This window comes from Tepidimonas sp. HKU78, from assembly GCF_049860815.1.
Lineage (GTDB): Bacteria > Pseudomonadota > Gammaproteobacteria > Burkholderiales > Burkholderiaceae_C > Tepidimonas.
Map to the genome: position 1 here is coordinate 74170 of NZ_CP187547.1, position 22960 is coordinate 97129.

The 22960-nt window shown below is 67.5% G+C and carries 30 protein-coding genes; 14 read left to right on the forward strand and 16 right to left on the reverse strand.

Features of this window, described 5'->3' with window-relative positions; all coding sequences use genetic code 11:
- Positions 1-10 precede the first annotated feature (10 nt).
- From ACPYIS_RS00360 to ACPYIS_RS00380, 5 genes are read right to left on the reverse strand one after another with little or no spacing between them, the layout of a single operon-like run.
- Positions 11-628, reverse strand: a complete 618-nt coding sequence (locus ACPYIS_RS00360; RefSeq protein WP_424858795.1) for an SCO family protein — start codon at positions 626-628, stop codon at positions 11-13.
- Positions 629-675: 47 nt separating this feature from the next.
- Complete coding sequence (gene cyoE, locus ACPYIS_RS00365) at positions 676-1590, reverse strand: heme o synthase (protein WP_299019865.1); 915 nt, start codon at positions 1588-1590, stop codon at positions 676-678.
- A complete protein-coding gene (locus tag ACPYIS_RS00370) occupies positions 1587-2744 on the reverse strand; it encodes a COX15/CtaA family protein (protein WP_299019868.1) in 1158 nt (385 codons plus the stop codon). Before ACPYIS_RS00370 ends, cyoE begins: the two co-directional genes overlap by 4 nt.
- 7 nt (positions 2745-2751) lie before the next feature.
- A complete protein-coding gene (locus ACPYIS_RS00375; RefSeq protein WP_299019870.1) occupies positions 2752-3477 on the reverse strand; it encodes an SCO family protein in 726 nt (241 codons plus the stop codon).
- Positions 3434-4180 (reverse strand): SURF1 family protein, encoded by a 747-nt coding sequence (locus ACPYIS_RS00380; protein WP_424858793.1) that lies wholly within the window; start codon positions 4178-4180, stop codon positions 3434-3436. Before ACPYIS_RS00380 ends, ACPYIS_RS00375 begins: the two co-directional genes overlap by 44 nt.
- A 15-nt stretch (positions 4181-4195) precedes the next feature.
- On the opposite strand from ACPYIS_RS00380, the gene ACPYIS_RS00385 reads away from it, so the two are divergent.
- Positions 4196-4423 (forward strand): twin transmembrane helix small protein, encoded by a 228-nt coding sequence (locus ACPYIS_RS00385; protein WP_299019879.1) that lies wholly within the window; start codon positions 4196-4198, stop codon positions 4421-4423.
- Positions 4424-4522: 99 nt separating this feature from the next.
- On the opposite strand, the gene ACPYIS_RS00390 is transcribed toward ACPYIS_RS00385, so the two are convergent.
- From ACPYIS_RS00390 to ACPYIS_RS00425, 8 genes are all read right to left on the reverse strand, one after another.
- Positions 4523-5404, reverse strand: coding sequence for a cytochrome c oxidase subunit 3 (locus tag ACPYIS_RS00390; protein WP_299019881.1), 882 nt, complete (start codon positions 5402-5404; stop codon positions 4523-4525).
- Between the two features lie 52 nt (positions 5405-5456).
- Positions 5457-5669, reverse strand: a complete 213-nt coding sequence (locus tag ACPYIS_RS00395) for a DUF2970 domain-containing protein (protein ID WP_299019883.1) — start codon at positions 5667-5669, stop codon at positions 5457-5459.
- Complete coding sequence (locus ACPYIS_RS00400; protein WP_299019886.1) at positions 5666-6259, reverse strand: cytochrome c oxidase assembly protein; 594 nt, start codon at positions 6257-6259, stop codon at positions 5666-5668. The genes ACPYIS_RS00395 and ACPYIS_RS00400 overlap by 4 nt, the downstream gene beginning before the upstream one ends.
- 36 nt (positions 6260-6295) lie before the next feature.
- Positions 6296-6409 carry a cytochrome oxidase small assembly protein gene (locus ACPYIS_RS00405; protein ID WP_299019888.1) on the reverse strand — a complete coding sequence of 38 codons (114 nt, stop codon included), beginning with the start codon at positions 6407-6409 and terminating at the stop codon, positions 6296-6298.
- Between the two features lie 22 nt (positions 6410-6431).
- The gene (gene ctaD, locus ACPYIS_RS00410) at positions 6432-8057 is read right to left on the reverse strand and encodes a cytochrome c oxidase subunit I (RefSeq protein WP_299019890.1); all 1626 of its coding nucleotides are present in this window, start codon (positions 8055-8057) and stop codon (positions 6432-6434) included.
- Between the two features lie 28 nt (positions 8058-8085).
- Positions 8086-9300 (reverse strand): cytochrome c oxidase subunit II, encoded by a 1215-nt coding sequence (coxB, locus tag ACPYIS_RS00415; RefSeq protein WP_424858792.1) that lies wholly within the window; start codon positions 9298-9300, stop codon positions 8086-8088.
- A gap of 105 nt (positions 9301-9405) precedes the next feature.
- A complete protein-coding gene (locus tag ACPYIS_RS00420) occupies positions 9406-9942 on the reverse strand; it encodes a DUF2244 domain-containing protein (protein WP_424858791.1) in 537 nt (178 codons plus the stop codon).
- An 88-nt stretch (positions 9943-10030) separates the two neighbouring features.
- The gene (locus ACPYIS_RS00425) at positions 10031-11017 is read right to left on the reverse strand and encodes a biotin synthase (RefSeq protein WP_424894395.1); all 987 of its coding nucleotides are present in this window, start codon (positions 11015-11017) and stop codon (positions 10031-10033) included.
- A 60-nt stretch (positions 11018-11077) separates the two neighbouring features.
- Here ACPYIS_RS00425 and ACPYIS_RS00430 point away from each other — a divergent pair, with 60 nt between their 5' ends.
- Positions 11078-11809 (forward strand): ComF family protein, encoded by a 732-nt coding sequence (locus ACPYIS_RS00430; protein WP_424858789.1) that lies wholly within the window; start codon positions 11078-11080, stop codon positions 11807-11809.
- 10 nt (positions 11810-11819) lie between these two features.
- Complete coding sequence (gene trmL / locus ACPYIS_RS00435; RefSeq protein WP_425973746.1) at positions 11820-12332, forward strand: tRNA (uridine(34)/cytosine(34)/5-carboxymethylaminomethyluridine(34)-2'-O)-methyltransferase TrmL; 513 nt, start codon at positions 11820-11822, stop codon at positions 12330-12332.
- Here the strand turns inward: trmL and ACPYIS_RS00440 are convergent.
- Both ACPYIS_RS00440 and ACPYIS_RS00445 read right to left on the reverse strand, forming a co-directional pair.
- Positions 12320-12775: a MaoC family dehydratase gene (locus ACPYIS_RS00440; protein ID WP_424858787.1), complete on the reverse strand. Its 456-nt coding sequence runs from the start codon at positions 12773-12775 to the stop codon at positions 12320-12322. The two genes, trmL and ACPYIS_RS00440, sit on opposite strands and share 13 nt — an antisense overlap.
- 71 nt (positions 12776-12846) lie before the next feature.
- Complete coding sequence (locus ACPYIS_RS00445; RefSeq protein WP_299019903.1) at positions 12847-13464, reverse strand: ParA family protein; 618 nt, start codon at positions 13462-13464, stop codon at positions 12847-12849.
- A 68-nt stretch (positions 13465-13532) separates the two neighbouring features.
- Between ACPYIS_RS00445 and ACPYIS_RS00450 the strand changes: the two genes are divergently transcribed.
- From ACPYIS_RS00450 to nrdR, 4 genes are all read left to right on the forward strand, one after another.
- Positions 13533-13967, forward strand: a complete 435-nt coding sequence (locus ACPYIS_RS00450; protein WP_424894394.1) for a DUF1841 family protein — start codon at positions 13533-13535, stop codon at positions 13965-13967.
- Positions 13968-14583: 616 nt separating this feature from the next.
- Complete coding sequence (locus ACPYIS_RS00455) at positions 14584-15492, forward strand: transglycosylase SLT domain-containing protein (RefSeq protein ID WP_425973749.1); 909 nt, start codon at positions 14584-14586, stop codon at positions 15490-15492.
- Between the two features lie 216 nt (positions 15493-15708).
- Entirely contained in the window at positions 15709-16953 is a 1245-nt protein-coding gene (glyA, locus tag ACPYIS_RS00460; protein ID WP_299022674.1) for a serine hydroxymethyltransferase, read from the forward strand.
- Positions 16954-16959: 6 nt separating this feature from the next.
- Positions 16960-17409 (forward strand): transcriptional regulator NrdR, encoded by a 450-nt coding sequence (gene nrdR / locus ACPYIS_RS00465; protein WP_299022677.1) that lies wholly within the window; start codon positions 16960-16962, stop codon positions 17407-17409.
- Here the strand turns inward: nrdR and ACPYIS_RS00470 are convergent.
- Positions 17378-18418: a sensor histidine kinase gene (locus tag ACPYIS_RS00470; RefSeq protein WP_299022681.1), complete on the reverse strand. Its 1041-nt coding sequence runs from the start codon at positions 18416-18418 to the stop codon at positions 17378-17380. The genes nrdR and ACPYIS_RS00470 overlap by 32 nt on opposite strands.
- A 159-nt stretch (positions 18419-18577) precedes the next feature.
- Between ACPYIS_RS00470 and ACPYIS_RS00475 the strand changes: the two genes are divergently transcribed.
- From ACPYIS_RS00475 to ACPYIS_RS00505, 7 genes are read left to right on the forward strand one after another with little or no spacing between them, the layout of a single operon-like run.
- Positions 18578-19213 (forward strand): riboflavin synthase, encoded by a 636-nt coding sequence (locus ACPYIS_RS00475; RefSeq protein WP_299022684.1) that lies wholly within the window; start codon positions 18578-18580, stop codon positions 19211-19213.
- A 22-nt stretch (positions 19214-19235) separates the two neighbouring features.
- Entirely contained in the window at positions 19236-20405 is a 1170-nt protein-coding gene (gene ribBA / locus ACPYIS_RS00480) for a bifunctional 3,4-dihydroxy-2-butanone-4-phosphate synthase/GTP cyclohydrolase II (RefSeq protein ID WP_424858782.1), read from the forward strand.
- Positions 20402-20872 carry a 6,7-dimethyl-8-ribityllumazine synthase gene (gene ribH, locus ACPYIS_RS00485; RefSeq protein WP_424894393.1) on the forward strand — a complete coding sequence of 157 codons (471 nt, stop codon included), beginning with the start codon at positions 20402-20404 and terminating at the stop codon, positions 20870-20872. The genes ribBA and ribH overlap by 4 nt, the downstream gene beginning before the upstream one ends.
- A gap of 27 nt (positions 20873-20899) precedes the next feature.
- Positions 20900-21355 (forward strand): transcription antitermination factor NusB, encoded by a 456-nt coding sequence (nusB, locus tag ACPYIS_RS00490; protein WP_409934399.1) that lies wholly within the window; start codon positions 20900-20902, stop codon positions 21353-21355.
- The gene (gene ybgC, locus ACPYIS_RS00495) at positions 21333-21818 is read left to right on the forward strand and encodes a tol-pal system-associated acyl-CoA thioesterase (protein ID WP_424858781.1); all 486 of its coding nucleotides are present in this window, start codon (positions 21333-21335) and stop codon (positions 21816-21818) included. Before nusB ends, ybgC begins: the two co-directional genes overlap by 23 nt.
- Entirely contained in the window at positions 21815-22498 is a 684-nt protein-coding gene (tolQ, locus tag ACPYIS_RS00500; RefSeq protein WP_299022692.1) for a protein TolQ, read from the forward strand. Before ybgC ends, tolQ begins: the two co-directional genes overlap by 4 nt.
- Before the next feature lie 18 nt (positions 22499-22516).
- Positions 22517-22960 carry an ExbD/TolR family protein gene (locus ACPYIS_RS00505; protein WP_424894392.1) on the forward strand — a complete coding sequence of 148 codons (444 nt, stop codon included), beginning with the start codon at positions 22517-22519 and terminating at the stop codon, positions 22958-22960.

Sequence of the window (22960 nt, forward strand, 5' to 3'; positions counted from 1 at the left end):
CGCGGTGCGGTCAGCCCTCGGCCAGCAACCGTTTGACGTCATCGGCCAGCGCCTGCGCACCGCTGCCATAGCGGTGGTACAGGCGCAGGCGGCCCTGGGTATCGTAGACGTAGCTGCCGGCCGAGTGGTCCATGGTGTAGCTGGTCGGCGTCGAGCCCTCGACTTTTTTGTAGTACACCTTGAACGCCTTGGCCAGCGCGGACAGCTCCTGCGGCTCGGCCCGCAGCGCCAAAAACGTGGGGTCAAAACTGGCCATGTACGCGCGCATCAACTCGGGCGTGTCGCGTTCGGGGTCGACGCTGATGAAAATGCCCTGCAGGCGCGCCCCATCGGCACCGAGCAGCCGTTTGGCCTCGGCCAGCTCCGCCAGCGACGTCGGGCACACATCCGGGCACTGGGTGTAGCCAAAAAATACCACCACGACCTTGCCGCGAAAATCGGCCAGCGTGCGGCGCTGGCCATTTTGATCGGGCAAATCGAAGCCCTGGGCGTAGTCAGCCCCGGTGAGGTCGATACCGTGAAAGGCTGGGGGACGCTCGCCGCAGCCCCCGAGCCACGCCACCCCCAGTGCCAGCAACGCCCCCCCAGCGCCGCCAAGCAGGCGCGCAAGCGCACCACGCCGGGGCACGATGTGCGATTCTGATGGGGGGCGGGGATCCGCGCGTGTCGGTCGTGTCATGGGATCATGATCAGGTAATGGTCCACCAGCATGGCCGCAAACAGCAGCGACAGGTGGATAAGGGAAAAGCGGAACGTCTGGCGCGCCAGCGCGTCCGAGTAGTCGCGCCACAGGCGCCAGGCATGGAAAACGAACCCGGCATTGAGCACGACGGCGGCCACCAAATACAGCCACCCATTCATGCGCAGCAGATACGGCAGCAAGCAGGCGGCAAACAGGATCAGGGTGTAGAGCAGGATGTGCAGGCGCGTGAATTCGGACCCGTGCGTGACGGGCAGCATGGGCAGGCCAGAGCGGCGGTAGTCATCGACCCGGTACAGCGCCAGCGCCCAAAAGTGCGGCGGCGTCCACAGAAAAATGATGAGGAACAGCACCAGCGCCTCGGCCGTGACGGTGTTGGTCATCGCCGCCCACCCCAACACGGGGGGCATGGCGCCCGATGCACCACCGATGACGATATTTTGCGGCGTCAACGGCTTGAGGATGACGGTGTAGACGACGGCATAGCCGACGAAGGTGGCGAGCGTGAGCCACATCGTCAGCGGATTGACCGCGACGTACAGCAGCACCGAGCCCGCCGCGCACAACAGCGCCGAAAACACCAGCGCTTGGCGCTGGCTCAGCTCGCCCCGGGCCGTGGGCCGCCACGCGGTGCGGCGCATGCGCGCGTCGATGTGTTGCTCGATCAGGCAATTGAACGCCGCCGCCGCGCCCGAGACCATCCAGATCCCCACACAGGCCACGGCCATCGTGCCCCACTGCTGCGCGCTGGGCCAACCCGGCACCGCCAGCACCATACCGATCAGCGCGCAAAAGACGATCAGTTGGATGACGCGCGGCTTCATCAACACGTAGTACTGTCGCCAGGTCGACGGCAGTGGCGCCCCGGTGGCGGTGTGCGGCGTGCTCATGCCCGCCCCTCCTGCCACACCGAGGCTGTCATCGGCGCCGTGGCTGGTTTGGCACGAGCCGGATACGCCGCGGCCAGCCACCCCGCCAGCAGCGTGACCAACAGCGCCGCACCGCCCGTGTGGGCCACGGCCGCCACTAGCGGCCACTCCAGCACCACGTTGCTCAAGCCCGTCAACAGCTGCCATGCGCCCAACCCCCACAACCACGCGGCATGCCGGGTCAGGCCCGCGCGATGCAGCGCCCAGCCTACCCCCAATAGCACTGCCAACACCCCATAAGCGAACAACCGGTGTACGTAGTGGATGGCGGTCAGCGCGGCAAACGGCAGCGCGTCGCCGCTGCGCAATTCACCCAGTGGGCGCCAGAGCTCGAAGCCGCGCGCAAAATCCATTTCGGGCCACCAACTGCCCTGGCAGGTCGGAAAATCGCGGCACGCCAGCACCGCGTAATTGGTGCTGACCCACCCCCCCAGCGCCACCTGTAGCGCCACCAGCGCGAGCAGCCCCCACAACGCCAGCCGCAGGCCGGGGCCGAGCGCGCCTGCCTGCTGGGTCAGCGCGTCGGCCTGGCCGAAGCGCACCGTTTGCAGCCGCAGCAGGGCCAGCAGCGCCAACCCGCCCATCAGGTGCAACGTCACGATGGCCGGGAACAGCTTCATCGTCACCGTCAGCGCCCCGAATGCGCCCTGTATACACACCCACACCAGCGACACCCACGGCCACAGCGCGGGCACGGTCGGGTCGCGCCGACGCTCGATCAGGCTGGCCACGGCCATGACCAGAATGAGTACCCCTACCGAGGTGGCAAGATAGCGGTGGATCATCTCGATCCACGCCTTGGAAAACGTCACCGGCCCCGTCGGCATCGCGGCCTGCGCGGCGGCAATATCCGCGTGCGCGCCGATCGGCGACGCTGCCCCGTAGCAGCCCGGCCAGTCTGGACACCCCAGGCCGGAGTCGGTGAGCCGGGTGAATGCCCCAAACAGCACCAAGTCGAACGTCAAAAACAGCGTCAGGGCGCTCAGCAGCCGCAGTCGTTGCCGCGTGCTGGCCCCGCGCGCGCGCAGCCACACCCACGCCAGTGGCCCGGCGGCGATCAACAGCCCCAGAATCATGAGCCGAAATACCGGCGTCCAGTCGGTCCACGTTTCCATACTCACCTCAGGGCCGCCCCGGCCGGTCCCACGAGCTCGACGCCCGCATCAGGCGCTCCAGGTCGCGCCGCATCTTCGACGGATCCGCGTTGGGCGGAAAGCGCATCATCCAGTTGCCCAGCGGATCGACCACGTACAAGTGATCGGCCAGCCGCGCCCCCGGCGCGGGCTGCAGCCACGTGGCCAGCTGCGCCTCGTCGACCCATAGCACGGTCGCCGTCTGCAGGGCGGCCCGCAGCCGCTCGGGGTACGCGCGGTCGCCGGTGCGCAGCCACACCCAATCCATGCGCTCCTTGTCCTTGCCCAAACCTTCGCGCAACTGCCGCTGCAGGTACAGGTGCCGCTCGCACTGCGCGTCACACGCGCTGTCGGCCACGCTGATGAACAGCCACTGGTGCATCAACGCCGTCAGTGGCACCTCGCGCCCCTGCGCGTCCACCGCCACGATAGGGGGCAGTGGCCGCTGCGGCTCGATCAGTTCGCCATAGTTACGCCGTCCTTCGGGGCGAATCACATAGTACGTGAAGTACGACGCGATGACGGGCGACGCGCTGACCAGAAACAGCAAAAACATCTTCCAGCGCCCACGGCGCGTCGCTGCCACGTCGCGGGCCAGACCGGCCCCGGGTGACGGCAAGCTGTGCACGGTCAGCGTCAGGGGCTGGTCGAGCGCACCAGCGGGTGCTGCGTCAACGCGCGCGGCGCCGGGGGGAGACGAATTGGAACCAGACATACAAAACGCCAATCAGGGCGGCAAGCCCAAACCACTGAACCGCGTACCCGACGTGCTTGGCGGGATCGACCGCCACCACCGTCCACTCACGCAGCAACGGCGTGCCATCCGCTGCCGACTCGGGCGGCGCGCTCTGCTGCACCGATGCGGGCACCAGCACCAAGCGCCACTGCTCGCCCCACGCGTCGATGTCGATATTCTGCCGGATCGGGCCAGCCGCATCGGGGCCCAGTTGAAATAGCCGCGAGGGAGGCGGGGCGAGCCGCCCCTCGACCGTCACCACGCCATCGGGTGTGCGCAACGGTGGCACGGCGGTGCGATCGTCCGCACGGCGAGGCACCCAGCCACGCTGCACCAGCAGCCCCGGCCCCCCGCCCTCGGGCATCAACGGCGTCACGACGATGAAGCCCGCGCGGCCTTGCATCGGCCGATTGTCCAGATACACCGTCGCCTCGGGCACCCAACGCCCGCGCAGCTGCACCGCTCGCCCGTGCCAGGCAGGCAGCTCCCCCGCCTCGAACGCCCGGTGCACGTCGCCCCAATCGGCGGCGGGCTGGCCGACTTGCGCCAACTGCTGCGCCAGCAGGGTGCGCTTTTGGTCGGCACGGCCGAGCTGCCAAACGCCCAGCGACACCGTCAGCGCAAAGCCCACCACCGCTGCCAGGGTCACCCCCAGCGAACGCCCTGTCCGTACGCGTTTCATTCGATAATTCCAGCCATGAAATATTTGGTCGCCGTCGCTTTCGTGGGCATCGTGGGTGCGCTGGGTGCCGCGTTGGCGGCCATGATGAAGGGCGACTCCAGCAGCGGGGATGCGCAACGCTCGCGCCGCATGGCACGGGCGTTGACGGTGCGCATCGGCTTGTCCATCGTGCTGTTTCTGTTGATTTTGTTTAGCCATTGGATGGGCTGGATCCAACCCACCGGCTTGCCCACCACCCCGTGACGGTTCACCCGGATTCCCGGGCCATCCGCGCCACCGCACCCCCACACAAACGAAGAAAGCGCCCGCAGGCGCTTTCTTCATGGCTGCTGCGCCCGTGGGTCACATCCAGTACACCAAAACGTACAGGAACAGCCACACCACGTCGACGAAGTGCCAATACCACGCCGCGCCTTCGAAACCGAAATGGCGATCCTTGGTGAAATGGCCCTTTTGCAGCCGCAGCGTGATCACCAGCAGCATCAGCATGCCCACGAACACGTGAAAACCGTGGAAACCCGTGAGCATGAAGAACGTCGAACCGAAAATGCCCGAGCTGAGCTTGAGGTTCAGATCGGTGTAGGCGTGATAGTACTCGTAGCCCTGCACCAGCAAAAAGATCGCACCCAGCAGCACGGTAATCCACATGAAGGCGATGGTCTTGGTGCGGTTGCCGTCTTGCAGCGCGTGGTGCGCGATCGTCAGCGTCAAGCCCGAGGTGAGCAGCAGCGCCGTGTTGATAGTGGGTAGCCAAAACGGCCCCACGGTCTGGAACGGCTCGACGATACCCGCGGGCGACGCGGTGGCACCCGCCTGCACCGACGGCCAAATCGCCTGGAAGTCGGGCCAGATCAGGCTGTTTTCCAGATTGCCCAGCGCCGGCACCGAGTGCGCACGCGCCCACCACAGCGCGGTGAAAAAGGCGCCGAAAAACATCACCTCGCTGAAGATGAACCAGCTCATGCTCCAGCGGTACGAAATGTCGATCTTACGGCTGTACAAGCCGCCTTCGCTCTCGGCCACGGCGTCGCGGAACCACTGGTACAGCACCACCAGCCACCACGCCAGCCCGAAAGCCAACGACCATTTGCCCCACTCGACGCCGTTGATCCACTGACCGGCGCCAAGGATGACGAAAAACAGCCCGAAGGCCGCCATGGCGGGGTGCCGCGACAAACCCGGCACGTAGTAGTACGGCGTGTTGCCGTGTGTGGTTGCGGACATGCTCACTCCTCTTGGTATCGAATCGTTGGTCGTTGACAATCGACGTCTGGCGTCACGGCGAAACCACCCAGCGCACGATCGACATCAGCGCGATGATGAAGACCAGCGTCAGCACCACCGCCGTCACCATGACCGCGATGGGGTTGAGCCGCTGGACGTCCTGCTCGAAGTCGGACCGACGGCGCAAACCGATGAAGCTCCACAGCACCGCCTTGACGGTGCCCCACCAATCGATCGGTCGCCGATGCGCAGGGGTGCCCTTCACGACGCACCTCCCGTTGCCGTCGGCAGTGCCGCCGTGGGCGCCGCCGGGGTGGGTGTGCCGACTTCGAAGAAGGTGTACGAAAGCGTGATCGTCTTGACGTCTTTGGGCAGTTTGGGGTCGATGACGAACGCCACCGGCCACTCTCGCCGCTCACCCGGGGCCAGCGTGTACTGGTTGAAGCAAAAACACTCCAACTTGTTGAAGTGGTTGGCCGCCTGCCGTGGGGCGTAGCTGGGGATCGCTTGCGCCGCCATGGTGCGGTTTTGCACGTTTTGAAACTCGTACATCACCGTGGCCAGCTGCCCGGGATGAACCTCCATCGACCGGACCGCCGGCTTGAAGTGCCAAGGCCCACGCACGTTGGTGTCAAACTCGACCGTGATGGTGCGCGAGGTATCGACCTGGGTATTGACCGGATCGACGCGCGACTTGCCAGGCACCTGCTTCTCCCCGAGCGCCAGGATATTGATGCCGGTCACCTCGCAAATGGCGCGGTAGATCGGCACCAGCGCATAGCCGAAGGCAAACATGCCCACGGCAATGACGACCAGCTTGCCGGTCATGCGGAGGTTTTCCAGGTGACGGTTCATGGTGGTTGACGACGAGTCACGTCAGGCCAGCGGCATTCAGCCCCCGAGCAGCACGATCTTGGCCACGAAGCCCAGCGCGAACGCCAAGGCCACCGACGCCAGAATCCAGCCCAGTCGGACGTTTTGACGGCGCTGCTCAGGGGTGCTCATACCTCACTCCAGGGTTGGGTACTCACCCGACGATGCGGGTCGCGGTCGCGTCCAGCTTGGGCGGGGTTTCGAACGTGTGGTGCGGCGCCGGAGACGGCACTTCCCACTCCAGCCCTTCCGCGCCTTCCCACGGCTTTTGCGGAGCCTTCTGGCCCTGGCCACGCATCATGGGCAACACGACGAACAGGAAGAAATACACCTGTGCCAGACCGAAAGCGAACGCCCCGACCGACGCGATCGCGTTGAAGTCGGCGAACTGCATCGGATAGTCGGCATACCGACGGGGCATGCCGGCCAGACCCAGGAAGTGCATCGGGAAGAAGGTCACGTTGAACGAGATCATCGACCACCAGAAGTGGATCTTGCCGCGCGTCTCGTCATACATGACCCCGGTCCACTTCGGCGCCCAGTAGTAGTAGCCCGCAAACATCGCAAACAGCGAACCTGCCACCAGCACGTAGTGGAAGTGCGCCACCACGTAGTAGGTGTCCTGGAAGTTGATGTCCAGCGGCGCCATGGACAGCATCAGACCGGTAAAGCCGCCCATAGTGAAGACGAAGATGAAGCCCACGGCCCACAGCATCGGGGTCTCGAAGGTCATCGAACCCTTCCACATGGTCGCGATCCAGTTGAAGATCTTCACGCCGGTGGGCACCGCGATCAGCATGGTCGCGTACATGAAGAACAACTGACCCGTGACCGGCATGCCGGTGGTGAACATGTGGTGCGCCCACACGATGAACGACAGGATGGCGATCGACGCCGTGGCGTACACCATCGAGGTATAGCCGAACAGCTTCTTGCGTGCAAAAGCGGGCACGACCTGGCTGATGATGCCAAACGCCGGCAGGATCATGATGTAGACCTCGGGGTGGCCGAAGAACCAGAAGATGTGCTGGTACATCACCGGATCACCACCGCCCGCCGGGTTGAAAAAGCTCGTGCCCAAATGCCGGTCAGTCAGCGTCATCGTGATGGCGCCCGCAAGCACCGGCATCACGGCGATCAGCAGATAGGCCGTGATCAACCAGGTCCAGGCGAACATCGGCATCTTCATCAGCGTCATGCCGGGCGCGCGCATGTTCAGGATGGTCACGATGATGTTGATCGAGCCCATGATGGACGACGCGCCCAGGATGTGCATCGCGAAGATGGCCGCATCCATCGACGGGCCCATCTGCAGTGTCAGCGGGGCGTACAGCGTCCAGCCGGCGGCGGGCGCGCCACCAGGCATGAAGAACGAGCCGACCAGAATGATTGCCGCCGGCACCATCAGCCAAAAGCTGAAGTTGTTCATGCGCGCAAACGCCATGTCGGAGGCGCCGATCTGCAGCGGGATCATCCAGTTCGCGAAGCCGACGAAGGCCGGCATGATGGCCCCGAACACCATGATGATGCCGTGCATGGTCGTGAGCTGGTTGAACAGCTCGGGGTTGACCACCTGCAGCCCCGGCTGAAACAGCTCAGCGCGAATACCCAGCGCGAGTAGCCCACCGATCATCAACATCGCGAAGCTGAACAGCAGGTACATCGTCCCGATGTCTTTGTGGTTGGTCGCGAATACCCAGCGCCGCCACCCCGAGGGTGCGTGATGGGCATGGTCATGGTCGTGCGCGTGCGCGCCGTGATGATCCAGAACTGCACTCATGGCTCTTTCCTCGTCGCTTTAAAAGTAATCACTGACGCGCCGCCACCACTTCCTTGGGCTGCACGACTTGACCGGTGTTGTTCGACCAGCTGTTTTTGGCATAGGTCATGACCGCTGCCAGCTCGACGTCCGACAACTGCTTCCAGGCCGGCATGGCGCCGTTGCCCGCGCCGTTGAGCATGACCCGGATCATCTTGCCGTGGTCCGCGTCGGTGACGATGGTCGAGCCGTCGAGCGGTTTGATGGGTCCGGCACCCTTGCCATTGGCCTGGTGACAGGCCGCACAGTTGGCGGCGTAGACCGACTCGCCGCGCTTGACCAACTCGGCGAGCGTCCATTCCTTGTTGGGGTCGTCGGCGAGAGCCGCCATAGCCTGCTTTTTCTCGGCCACCCACTTGGCATACTCTTCTTGCGTCACGACCTTGACGTGAATGGGCATGAAGGCGTGCTCTTTGCCACACAGCTCGGCGCACTGGCCGTAGAAGTCGCCGGTCTTTTCGGCGCGGAACCAGGTGTCGCGCACGAAGCCCGGGATCGCGTCTTGCTTGACGCCAAACGCCGGCACCATCCACGCGTGGATCACATCGTTGGCGGTAGTGATGATGCGCACCTTCTTGCCCACCGGCACGACCAGCGGGTTGTCTACCTTGAGCAGGTAGTCGTCGGTCGGCGGCGGGTTACCCGAGTCGGCCCACAGGCGGTGCTGAGGGTCCAGTGTGGACAGGAATTGAATGCCCTCGCCCTCGCCCTTGAGGTACTCGTAGCCCCACTTCCATTGCATGCCCACGGCTTTGATCGTCAAGTCACTGTTGGTGGTGTCTTTCTGCGCGACCAGCACCTTCGTGGCCGGTAAGGCCATGCCGATGACGATGAGCAGGGGCACGATGGTCCAGCCCAGCTCGACCCACAACGGTTCGGGCAGCTCTTGCGCCTGGTGGCCCGCCGCCTTGCGGTGCTTGGCGATCGAGTAGAACATGATGCCGAACACCACCACAAAGATGGTGGCACAGATCGCCAGCATGAACCAGTGCAGCCAGTGCTGTTCTTCGGCGATGCGGGTGACGGGGGGATGGAAGTTGAGCTGGTTGACCGCTGGGCCACCGGGCAGGTCATTGACCGCAGCGTGGGCGGCATTCGAGACCCATACGGACAAACCCAGCAGGGCCGCGCCCGCCGCGTCTTTGGCGCCCGTCCAGACGCGGGCCCCATGGCCGCGCCGCACTTGACTGGATTGCTTCATCATGCTCACGTCGTTTGCCTCGAATATAAGCGTTGATTTATGTCAACACGAATTACACCAAACTTGTTCCTCATGCGGACTCCGGACAATCCCGAACCCGAGTGCGGCTCATGGTTTCGGTGACGCCCCCGGTGCCCCCATGGCCGTCACGGCTCGCAGCGCCCAGCGCAGCTCGCGCGCCAACTGCCGCCGCTGCTCCGGGCGCGCATGGCGCCCCACCCAGACCTGTCGCCCACCCGAGCGCAGGCCGATCAGCCCGCTACCGTGCGCTTCCTCCACCTTCAGCCACTGCCGCGCCAACTCACGTCGCTGCACGGCACCGGCCTCCTCGATCTCGACCAACAGCCGCTCGGCGTCGAGCACCAGGGTTTCGCGGTCCGTCGCATGGCGCGCGTACCACAGGAATCCCGCTCCCAGCGCCAGCGTCTCGAGCAGCGCAAATGGCAGCACGAGCCGGGCCCCCAGCAACCAAAAGAAACCCGACACCCCCATCGCCGCTGCAGCGGCCAGTGCGAACGCCCAGCCACACTGCGCCGGCGTGAGCGCGCAATTGCGCGCCAGCTGCCAGCGGATGCCATCGGCATCCACCCGGGCCAGCCGCAGCACGCCTGTGCGCGACGCATCCGCCATCTCAGGTGCCACCATCGCCCTCGAGGCCCGCAGGCCAATTACCAGAGTCATCGGCCGGCGCGTTGCGCCGATCGATTTGATCTATGTCAATTGTAGTGGGGTTTCAGCCCCTGCCACCGGCGGGGTCACGCCCAGCCCCAGCACTGCGCTGCAGCATCGCCCGCAGCTGCTCGAGGGGGACTGCCGTCGTCCCCCGGACCAAGGCACGCGGCGCCGGTCGCCACGCGTGGCCATAGACCACCTCGATCGTCAGGCTCAGTTGACCGTCGGGGGTGCGCGGCAAACCTTGCTCCACCGCCTGCAGCCAGCGCGCATACCAGCCGCGGCCGCGCAGGCCGGGAAAGCGATCGACACGCCAGTTGCGCCCCGACGCGCGCAAATCGACCAGCAGCCGCTCGGCGCTCGGGTAGGTCAGCGTCAGTCGCTCCATGTCCATCACCGGCTCGGCAAAGCCGGTCTCGACGAGCAGGTCGCCCCAATCGTGCATGTCCACGAAGGCGGGCGCCGGGTCGGGCCAGCCGTGGGTGGCGTGCAGGGCGCGCAATTCCCGCAAGGTATCGGGCCCCAACCCCGAGACCATCAAAAACCCATCCACCGCCAGCCAGTCGCGCCACTGGCGCAGCCGCGCCCGCGGCGCGACCTGGGTGTGCAGGGCCATATTCGCCCACACCATGTCCACTGGCATGCTCGGTAGCTCGCCCGGTGCCAGCACGCCGGCCAGCGCGCCCCAGGGGGACGCCGCTGCGTCGCGGTCGGCACGCCGACCCCAGCGTTGCCACCAACGCGGGGGCGCAGGCTGCCAGCGCTGCCAGGCCGCCGCAGCCCCCTCACCGGCCAGCCACACCGGGGCCTGCGGGTAGTGCTGCACCACCGCTTGGTGCGCCCGTTCGCCACCCAGCAGGGGCGACCAGTGGATCCACGCGCGCGGCTGCGCCTTGATCCACGCCAGCCGCTGCGCCATGCGCGCGCCCACCGTCTCGTGCAGCCACGGACTGTTCGTGGGCGTGCGCGCGTGCCAGCGCGCCAGCGCCACCGGATCGAGTCCCGGCACGCGCTCGGCGTCGTCAGAGGGGGATGGAACAGCAGCCATGGGCGCCGCAGTATAGTGGCGGGCGCACGACGACGCGAAGTCCGCACGGGGAGGCTGGTCATGCCGCACTCGATCCACCACCGCTGGAGGCGCGCCTGGGACGCGCTGTGCCCGGCCGTGTGTGAAGTCTGTGGCCGCTGGCCCGACGGGCCGTTGTGCCCCGACTGCCAGCACGATCTGGCCCCCGTGCTGCCCCGCTGCCCGGGCTGCGCGTTGCCACTGGCGCCAGGGCTGACGCGCTGCGCGGACTGCGAGCGCTCGCCCCCGCCGTGGACGCGGGTGCTCGCGCGCGTGGACTACGGCTACCCGTGGGATGCGTGGATCCTGACACTCAAGTCCGGCACGCGCCCGGGTTTGGCGCGCCCTTTGGCCCAGTTGTGGCTCGACGACCCGGCGCTGCCCACGCTGCTGGCCGACGCCGACCTCTGGCTGCCCGTGGCACTGACGCCACAGCGGCTGGCCGAGCGGGGCTATAACCAGGCCTGGGCGTTGATGCGCGCGCTGGCCCGGCTGACCGCCACCCCGCGCGCGCTGCCGACGGCGCTGGAGCGCGCGGCCGATGCCCCGATCCTGCACCACCTGGGCCGACAGGAGCGGCTCGCGCAGGTCTCCCGGCTGTTCACGGTCGCGCCGCACGCGCGCGCCGCCCTCGCCGGGGGGCGTGTGTTGGTGGTCGATGACGTCATGACCACCGGCGCCACGCTGCGCGCGGCCACGCTCGCGCTGCTCGACGCGGGCGCCACCCGCGTCAGCGCCCTCGTCGTCGCCCGCACCCCACCCCGCGTGGAATAATGCGCGCCCCATGTTTCGCATCGTTTTGGTCGCGCCCGAGATCCCGCCCAACACCGGCAACGTGATCCGCCTGTGCGCAAATACCGGCTGCGCGCTGCACCTCATCGAGCCACTCGGCTTTTCGATGGACGACCGGCTGCTGCGGCGCGCGGGGCTGGACTATCACGAGTATGCCAACGTGCGCCGTCACGCCTCGTGGGGCGCGTTCGTCGCCGCCGAACGTCCCGACCCGCAGCGCTGCTTCGCCCTCACCACACGCGGCACGCGCACGCCCCACGAGGTGGCATTCGCGGCGGGTGACTGGTTGGTGTTCGGGGCCGAGTCGTGCGGGCTGCCACCGGCGGTGCTGGAGACTTTTGCGCCCGAACGGCGCCTGCGCCTGCCCATGCGGCCGGGGCAGCGCAGCCTGAATCTGTCCAACGCGGTGGCCGTGGTCGCGTACGAGGCCTGGCGGCAGCTGGGGTTTGCCGGCACGGCCCCGCCTGCACCCACGGGCGGTGCCGCCAGCGCTCAAACGACGTAGCGCAACAGCAGCTCGGCCACGCAGGCGGGCTTGGGCTGCCCCTCGATCTCGACCGTGGCCAACCAGCACAGGTGCGCCCCGCCAGACGTCAACGGCTCGAACGACTGCAACTGCAGGCGCGCGCGCACACGCGCCCCCACCCGCACCGGGGCCGGAAAGCGCACGCGGTTGACGCCGTAGTTGATCACCAGGCGCACCCCACGCACGTCCACCGCCTCCGCCATCCATCGGGGCAGCAACGACAGCGTCAAAAAGCCGTGCGCGATGGTGCCGCCGAATGGCCCGTTTGCGGCTCGCTCGGCATCGACGTGGATCCACTGGTGATCGTCCGTTGCGTCGGCAAATCGGTTGACGCGTTCCTGGGTCATGGGCAGCCAGTCGGTGACCGCCACTTCGGTGCCGACGGCCGCTTGCAGCGCGTCGAGGGATTCGAAGACTTTCATGCCCGCCACTGTAGCCGCTTCGCGCGACGCCCCCGTGACGAACGCGCGACACGCGCGTGCACCGACACCACCTAACGCGCGTCCACCCAGTCCAGCAGCGGCTGCCACTGCGCCAGCTCGCGCTCGACCTGCGGCGGGCGCACGTCGAACAGCGTCAGGCCCTGCGCCGACAAGTGGCGATACACCTGCGCCTCGCGCACGAAACCCGCCACCGGCACCCCCAACCCGTCCAGATAGGCCCGCAGCTGCTGCGCCGAGCGCGTGCGCTCGTCCACGCGCATGCCCACCACCGCCACCCGCAAACCATCGCGGGCACGCTCGCGCACCACTTGCAAAAAATCGTGCGTGGCAAACATGTCGAACACCCCGGGCTGCAGCGGCACCAACAGGGTGTCGGCGCGGCGCAGCACCTCGCGCAGGCGTTGACCGTGCAGGCCCGCAGGCGTGTCGAGCACCACGTGCGTCGTGCCGCGCGGGGGCTTGAGCGTCCCCCCCGCACTCGCATCCCACCCGGCAATGTGGCGCGCCGCCGCCGGCCGCAGCGCGAGCCAGCGCGCACAGCTCTGCTGGCGGTCCACGTCGCCCAGCATCACCCGGCGGCCACAACGGGCCCAATACCCGGCAATGTGGGTGGCCAGCGTCGTCTTTCCGACGCCGCCTTTGGGGTTGGCAATGGCAAGCACGGGCATGCGGGTCCTCTCCATGCCGTCCATGGAATGACGCCACATGGTAGCCGATGACGAGCGACAATCGCGGGATGTTCACGCCATCGCAAGCCGACGTGCGCCGTTTTTTTTGCGGTGCCTTTGCCAAAGGCCGCGCAGGCCAGCCGCTCGAGCCGATCGAGACGCTCGCCTACGAGTGGATGCTGCGCCACCCCGAGTACCACGCCGAGTTGGATGACCTGGAAGGCGCCCTGCGCTCGATGGCCGAGGCCGACCCCGCGCGCGACAACCCGTTTTTGCACCTGTCGATGCACCTGAGTATCAGCGAGCAATGCTCGATCGACCAGCCCCCGGGCATTCGGCAGGCGGTCGAGCTGCTGGCCGCGCGTCGCGGCTCGCTGCATGCCGCCCACCACGAGGTGATGGAGTGCCTGGGCCGCATGCTGTGGGAGAGCCAACAGAAAGGGCGAGCGCCCGACGGACACGCGTATCTGGCAGAGGTGCGCCGCCGCGCCACGGCCGACTGACGACACGCCGCCACCCTCGAGCGCGAGCACCCCAACGAAAAGGCCCCGTCGGGCTGCACCCGTCGGGGCCTTGGCACGACCCAGTCGTGCCGGGCGAGGCAGCGCGGAGGGTCATGTCGCACGCTGCCGGAAGCAAGGGATTGCTCCCATCATGCTGGCCAGGCCTGGGCGTGACCACCCGGGCGGGCCCGTCGCTCCGGACGGGGCGGGATGCCCTGAGTAACCGGAGACGACGTCTGTACTGTACGGCAGTCGCGAGGCCCGCGCACGCCAATTTTTTTCATGGCTCACCGGCTGTTCATTGCCCCAGGAAAACCCCGATTCCCATCGCCGCCCTCCGCTTACTGCGCCGCAGAAAAACAATATTGGTTATAAAAAGCTGCTCTCTAAGTATTGACTTGGTATGTCGAGGGCCCTACCATCGCGCCCAACGACTAGGGTCAACCCTAGGTTGGGTGCGGCCATCGACCCCGCACCGCTGCCCCGACCGCCATGGCGAGTGGGGCCAATCGACCGCCGATGCCACGCATCGGCGCCATGGACGGCGTGTCCGCCCGCCACCCAACCGGGAGCGGCTGGCGCGGACCGCCGCGGACAACGAACAAGGAGTGTGTGCATGACGACGTGCATCGACACCCCGGGCGCTTTCGCCGCCGGCCCGCGGGCCGGGGCCAACCGCCCGACCCCCCCACATCGCGTGGGGCACCGATGGATGCGGCTCTGGCGCGCGGCGAGTCACGGCTTGGCGGCGCTGGGCGTGGGCGTCCTGGCCATCGTAGCGCTGCTGCTGGCGCAGCCCCAGCTGCGCGCCCAACTCGAACGCGGTATGGCCGACTGGCTGCTGGAACGGCACGCCGCGCTGACCCTCGGCGCCGAAATACCCGCCTCGGCGGCAGCCGACCGCCCCGCGGCGATGGACCCCCAGGCACTGCCCCCCGAGCAGCAGCGTGTGGCGCAGTGGTTGGCGCGCAAATACCGTGTCGCCAGCGAACCGCTGGCTGCGCTGGTAGCCGAGGCGCACCAGGTGGGCCGTCAGTTGCGGCTCGATCCGGCGCTGATCCTGGCCGTCATGGCCATCGAGTCGCGTTTCAATCCCTTTGCCGCCAGTCCTTTCGGCGCCCATGGGCTGATGCAGGTCCACACCCGCGTACACGCCGACAAGTTCGATGACTTGGGCGGCACGCTGGCCGCCTTCGACCCGCTCAGCAACCTGCGGGTGGGTGCGCAAATCCTGCACGATGCCATCCGAACGGCAGGCTCCGTACCTGGCGGCCTGCGGCTGTACGTGGGCGCGGTCAGCGTCGATGCGCGCGACTATATCGTCAAGGTGATGGCGGAGCAGGAGCGGCTCAAACGCGTCGCCGCCGGCCAACAGGTGGGCTTCACCGCCTCGATGCCGCTGCCCCCGGGTCTGGTGGTGGACGCTGCGGCACAGGAAGAGACCAATGGCGCCCTGCCGTTGCGAATCGGAGGTGAGCCCACCCCAGACGACGCGCCACCGGCGAGGGGGACGCGACCGTCCTGATAGAATTTGCCGCGCGCGCGACTGGCGATAGGTCCGGCAGCGGCCTTTCCGGGAAGGCCGCCACGCCGCCAACCGACGTGGGGCTCACCACGGGGAAGCGCGCAGCCGCACGAACGCGTCTTCACGACGTGGCCAGCGCGGCGGTCTGCCGTTCGCCTGGGCAACCCGTGTGACAAACCGCCGCACCCGGGTGCAACGCCGCCGACAGGACTGCCCATGTTTGACCGCAATATCCTCATCGAACAGACCGACCCCGAGCTCTGGGCTGCCATCCAGGCCGAAAACGCCCGCCAAGAGCAGCACATCGAGCTGATTGCCAGCGAAAACTACGCCTCGCCCGCCGTCATGGCAGCGCAGGGCACCCAGCTCACCAACAAATATGCCGAAGGCTATCCCGGCCGGCGTTACTACGGTGGTTGTGAGCACGTGGACGTGGCCGAGCAGCTCGCCATCGACCGCGTCAAGCAACTCTTCGGCGCCGAGGCCGCCAACGTGCAGCCCCATTGCGGCGCCAGCGCCAACGAGGCGGTGTTCCTCGCCTTCCTCAAGCCCGGCGACACCATCATGGGCATGAGCCTGGCCGAGGGCGGCCACCTCACGCACGGCATGGCGCTCAACATGAGCGGCAAGTGGTTCAACGTCGTGAGTTACGGCCTCAACGAGCGTGAGGAAATCGACTACGACGCGATGGAGCGAAAGGCGCACGAAACCCGGCCCAAGCTCATCATCGCCGGGGCCAGCGCCTACAGCCTGCGCATCGACTTCGAACGCTTCGCCCGTGTGGCCAAAGAAATCGGCGCCATCTTCATGGTGGACATGGCGCACTACGCCGGCCTGATCGCGGCCGGCGTCTACCCCAATCCCGTGCCGCACGCCGACGTGGTCACCTCCACCACGCACAAGAGCCTGCGTGGCCCGCGCGGCGGCATCATCCTGATGAAGGCCGAGCACGAAAAGGCCATCAACAGCGCCGTCTTCCCCGGCCTGCAAGGGGGGCCGCTGATGCACGTGATCGCTGCCAAGGCGGTGGCCTTCAAAGAAGCGCTGAGCCCCGCGTTCCGCGATTATCAACAGCAGGTGGTGCGCAACGCCCAAGCCATGGCCGAGGCACTGCAGGCGCGCGGCCTGCGCATCGTCAGCGGCCGCACCGAAAGCCACGTGATGCTGGTCGATTTGCGCGCCAAGGGCATCACCGGCAAAGAGGCCGAGGCCGTGCTGGGACAAGCGCACATCACGGTCAACAAAAACGCCATCCCCAACGACCCGCAAAAGCCCATGGTCACGAGCGGCATCCGTCTGGGCACACCCGCCATGACGACGCGCGGCTTCCGAGAGGCCGAGGCGCGGCTGACCGCCAACCTGATCGCCGACGTGCTCGACGATCCGCACAATCCGGCCACCGTCGAGCGCGTGCGCGCGCAGGTCGCCGAGCTGACGGCGCGCTTCCCCGTCTACGGCTGACGCGCCATGAAGTGCCCCTTCTGCGGACACGCCGACACCCAGGTGGTGGAGACGCGCGAGTCCGACGATGGGGTATTCGTGCGCCGCCGCCGCCGCTGCGCCGGCTGCGAGCGGCGCTTTACCACCTACGAACGCGCCGAGGTCACCTTTCCGCAAGTGGTCAAGAAAGACGGGCGGCGCGTCGACTACGACCCCGCCAAACTGCGCGCCAGCATGGCGCTGGCGCTGCGCAAGCGACCGGTGAGCACCGAACGGCTCGATGCCGCCGTCGCCCGCATCGAAGAAAAACTGCTGGCCGAGCCCACGCGCGAGGTGCCCGCGCAGCGCATTGGCGAATGGGTGATGGAGGAGCTGCGCCAGCTCGACCAAGTGGCGTACGTGCGCTTTGCCAGCGTCTACCGCAGCTTCGAGGACGTGGACGCCTTCAGGACACTGATCGACGAGGTGCGCGGCTGACAGGGTCGCGGGCGCGGATCGGCAGTCGCACCTGGGCCACGAACTCACCCTCGGACTCGTACACGCGCAGCCGCGCTTCGGCGTCGTACAGCAAGTCCAGCCGCTCGCGCAGATTGGCCAGCGCCAGCCCATTCCCCCGCGCGCCTGGTGGTGCCTGCGGCGGCGGGAGCGGGTTGCGCACGAACAGCACCAAATGGTCGTCGTCGCGAAACGCCTCGACAGTGACGCAGCCCCCCTCCTCGCGGGGTTCAATACCGTGGCGCACGGCATTCTCGACCAGCGGCTGCAGTGTCAGCGGCGGCAACAAGGCATCGTCGGGGGCGGTGTCGACCTGCCACGCCAGCCGCAGCCGATCACCCAGGCGCACCTGCTCCACCGCCAGGTAGGCACGCGCCAATGCCAGCTCCTCACGCAAGGGCACGAGAGCCCGGGGCTCGGTGAGAAGGGCACGGTAGAGGTCGGCCAGGTCCTCCAGCATCGCTTCGGCGCGCCCGGGATCGCGGCGGATCAGCGTCAACACGCCATTGAGGCTGTTGAACAGAAAGTGTGGCCGCATGCGCGACTGCAGCGCCAGCAACCGGGCCTCAGCCAGCGCGGGCGACAGGCGCTGGTGCCGCCAGTCGAAATAGCCCACCACGGCCAGCCACACGGCCAGCGTCGCCACTACCACCGTGGCCAGTGGCGGCACCGTCAGGCCCAGGCGCTGCAGCCCGAAACGCCACAGCAACGCCACCACCACCGCCAGCAACGCGGTCATCCAAAGAGCCCGCAGGGGCGGCAGACGGCGCAGCCACGGCGCCAACCATGCCAGTACACCCGTGACCGTCAGCAGCACGGGTTCGTACAGCGCGCCCTCCCTCCACCAGCCCGTCCACGCGTGCCCACGCATCGGGGCCTCGATCGCCCACCACAGCAGCCGCAACCCCTCGGCCAGCAGCAGCAGCCGCAGCAACACCCCCAGATTGCGAAAATCCGGTACCGTCAAACGCGCGGTGGGTCGCTGGCGCATGGTGTGGGGTCGACGCGATGTTGGCAGCATAGAAACTGGCCGCGTGCCACCGGGCACGCCGATCGCTGCCGCGCCGATGGTAACGCCGTCGCCCCGTTGCAGGTGCGTGTACGCCAACGAGGCGCTGTCGTACGTGCGGAAGCTGCGACAATCGGGGCCATGTTTACCGGCATCATCACGCACGTCGGGCGCATCGAGGCATTGCACCCGTTGGGCTGCGGCCCGGATCATGGCCTGCGGCTGCAGGTGGCGGCCACCCCGGACTACCTCGACGACGTCGGACTGGGCGACAGCATCGCGATCAACGGCGCGTGCATGACTGTCACCACGCTCGATCGGGCGGGGGGTGCCTTCACCGTGGACGTCTCGGCCGAGTCGCTGGCCCGCACCACGGGGCTGGACCAACCCGGGCCCGTCAACCTGGAAAAAGCGCTGCGCGCCACCGACCGGCTGGGTGGCCACATCGTCAGCGGCCACGTGGACGGGGTGGGTACCGTCACGCGGCTGGAGCCGGTGGGCGAGTCGTGGACACTGGGCGTGCTCGCACCGCCCGTGCTGGCCAAGTACTTGGCCTATAAGGGCTCGATCACGGTCAACGGCGTCAGCCTAACCATCAACCAGGTCACCGACCGCCCCGACGGGTGCGAAGTCACCATCAACCTCATCCCGCACACCGTGCAGCACACCACGCTGGGTACATTGGCGGCTGGATCGCGGGTCAATCTCGAGATCGATATGATGGCGCGTTACGTCGAACGCATGCTCTCGCTCGGCGCCACGCCGGCGTCGGCGTGACGGCGACGGCGCGATCTACCCTATGCACACCCCTGCTTGCGCCCCCTCTGCTGGCCCGGCCGAGGCCGTGGCCCCCATTTCACCGGTCGACGACATCGTCGCCGAGTTGCGCGCCGGGCGCATGGTCATCCTGGTCGATGAGGAAGACCGCGAAAACGAAGGCGACTTGGTGCTCGCCGCCGATCATGTCACGCCCGAAGCGATCAATTTCATGGCCAAGTACGGCCGCGGGCTGATCTGCCTGACGCTGACGCGCCAGCGCTGCGAGCAGCTGCAGCTGCCGCCCATGGTGCCGCGCAACGGCACCAAGATGGGCACGGCGTTTACCGTCTCCATCGAAGCGGCCGAAGGCGTGACCACCGGCATCTCGGCCGCGGACCGGGCGCACACCATTCGCGTCGCCGTCGCCCCCAACGCACGCCCCGACGATCTGGTGCAACCCGGGCACGTGTTCCCGCTGCAGGCGGTCGATGGCGGCGTGCTGATGCGCGCTGGCCACACCGAAGCCGGCTGCGACCTCGCCGCCATGGCGGGCTGCACGCCAGCCGCGGTGATCTGCGAGATCATGAACGACGACGGCACCATGGCGCGGCTGCCCGATCTGCAGCGCTTTGCGGCGCGGCATGGGCTCAAGATCGGCACCATCGCCGATCTGATCGAATACCGCAGCCGCACCGAAAGCCTGGTGCGCCGGGTCGGCAGCCGGCCGCTGCAGACGGCCTATGGCCCCTTCACCGCACACGCGTACCGCGACCAGACGGGCGGCGGTGTGCACCTGGCGCTGGTGGTGGGTCAGTGGGGGCCCGACGACGCGGTGCCGGTGCGCGTGCACGAGCCCCTGTCGCTGCTGGACGCGTTGGAAGTCGGCCGCCGCATGCACTCTTGGAGCCTGGAGGCCAGCCTGCGCCACCTGCAACAGGCGGGTCGTGGCGTGGCGGTGTTGCTCAATGCGGGCGAGAGCGCCGAGCAGCTGCTGGCGCAGTTCGACGGCACCGCCCGATCGTCACAAGCGCCCGAGCGCGGCCGCATGGATTTGCGCACGTACGGCATCGGCGCGCAGATATTGCGCGACTGCGGCATCCACCGCATGGCGCTGCTCGGCCCCCCCCGGCGTATGCCCAGCATGACCGGTTACGGGCTTGAAGTGGTCGGCTTTGTTCACCCCCAACCCCCGGAAGGAAACTCGACATGATGGGAGCGCACAAAGGGCAAGCTGCGGCGCTGGATGGCCGTGGCCTGCGCATCGGCATCGTGCAGGCGCGCTTCAACCAGGGCATCACCGACGCCCTGGCCAACGCCTGCCGCGACGAGCTGCGCGCGCTGGGCGTGGCTGATGCCGACGTCGTGCTGGAGCAAGTGCCCGGCGCGCTCGAGGTGCCGCTCGCCCTGCAGGCGATGGCGCAAAGCGGCCGCTTCGACGCCCTGATCGCGCTCGGCTGCGTGATTCGCGGCGAGACCTACCACTTCGAGCTGGTGTGCAACGAGTCGGCAGCGGGCATCACGCGCGTGGGGCTGGATCACCACATCCCGATCGCCAACGCCATCCTCACCACCGAAAATCTGTCGCAGGCCGTCGCTCGGCAGGACGAAAAACCCCGTGACGCGGCACGCGTGGCGGTGGAGATGGCCGCGCTGCTGCGGCGCTACCCGCTCGACTGACCCCCGTGGTCTGGGACAATAGCGCCCATGACCAAAGCATCCGAAAAATCTGCCCGCACCCGTGCGCGCGAATTCGCCCTGCAAGGGCTCTACCAGCACCTGGTCGGCCGCAACGAGGCAGCCGACATCGATGTCTTTACGCGCGACCTCAGCGGCTTTCACAAAGCGGATAGCGCGCACTACGACGCGCTGCTGCACGGCTGCATTGCGCAGGCCAGCGAATTGGACGCGCACCTGAGCCCGCTGCTCGACCGCCCGCTGGCGGAGCTGTCGCCCATCGAGCATGCCGTGCTGTGGATCGGCGCCTACGAGCTGCAGCACTGTCCCGACGTGCCCTGGCGCGTCGTTCTCAACGAATGCATCGAACTGGCCAAGACCTTTGGCGGCACCGACGGACACAAATTCGTCAACGGCGTGCTCAACCGCCTGGCCCCCCAGCTACGACCCGAGGAGGTGGCGCGTGATCCCGCCCGCCGCAGCTGAACCGTCGGCCGCCAGCGCCGCGCCGGGGCACACCTGGCCCGTGCGCATCTACTGGGAAGACACCGACGCGGGTGGCATCGTCTACTATGCCAACTACCTGAAGTTTTTCGAGCGTGCGCGCACCGAGTGGTTGCGCAGCCTGGGGCTGGGGCAGCAAGCGCTGCGCGAGCGCACCGGTGGCATGTTCGTCGTCGGTGCGATCGAGGTACGCTATCTGCGCCCGGCGCGGCTGGACGACGAACTGACGATCCACACACGTGTACGGGAACTCGGGCGCGCCACCGTGACACTGCAACAGCAGGCGTGGCGGACCGGCGACGGCAGCGGGCCGCTGTGCGAGGGCACGGTGCGCATCGGTTGGGTGCAAGCCGATGCGTTGCGCCCCGCCCGGCTGCCTGCCGAAGTGGCCGCTGCGCTGGCCGGCACCCTGCCCACCGACAGCCAAGGAACACGATCCGCATGACACATGAGTTTTCCGTCGTCGAGCTAATGCTCAACGCCTCCTGGGTGGTGCAGGCGGTGGTGTTGTTGCTCGTGGGGGTCTCCATCACCAGCTGGGCGGCCATCTTGCGCAAGGTCTTTGCGCTCAAGCGCGTGCGGCGCCTGACAGACGAGTTCGAGCGCGACTTCTGGTCCGGCGGCAACCTGCAGACGCTGTACGAGTCGTCGCTGCGCCGCGCGCCGGAAGGCAGCCCCATGGAGCGCATCTTCGCCAGCGGTATGCGCGAATTTCTCAAGCTGCGCGAGCGGCGCATCACCCAGCCCGACGCGCTGCTCGACGGCGCCCGGCGCGCCATGCGTGCGGCCTACCAGCGCGAGCTCGACGCGCTGGAGGTCAACCTGTCGTTCCTGGGCTCGGTCGGCTCGGTGTCGCCCTACGTGGGCTTGTTCGGCACCGTCTGGGGCATCATGCACGCCTTCACTGGCTTGGCTGCGCTGACGCAAGTGACGCTGGCCACCGTGGCGCCGGCCATCGCCGAAGCGCTGGTGGCCACCGCCATCGGGCTGTTCGCCGCCATTCCGGCCGTGGTGGCCTACAACCGCTTTGCGCACGACATCGACCGCCTGGCCAACCGGCTGGAGACCTTCATCGAAGAGTTTTCCAACATCCTGCACCGCCACGCGGGTGCCGCAGGACACTGAGCCACGGAGGCGCTCGCCATGCCCGCCATCGCCCCTCGTCGAAGCGGCCGCCGCGCGATCACCGAGATCAATATGGTGCCCTTCATCGACGTGATGCTGGTGCTGTTGATCATCTTCATGGTCACGGCGCCGCTCATCGTGCCGGGCCAGGTCGAGCTGCCCCGCGTCGGCCAAGCGGCCCGCCAGCCGGAGCGCTATGTGCAGATCATCGTCGAACAGGACGGCCGACTGCAGCTGCGCGACAGCGCCCGCACCAGCGGCGAGGGCGACGTGCTCACGCTGCGCGAGTTGCCCGCGCGCGTGCGGGCGCTGCAGGAGTCCGCCTCGACCCCGGTGCCCGTCATCATCAGCGCCGACAAGCGCGTCGCCTACGAACAGGTGGTGCAGGTGATGGACGCGCTGCAGCGTGCGGGCGTGGCCCGCATCGGCCTGGCCGTACAACCCGAAACCACGCGCCGCTAA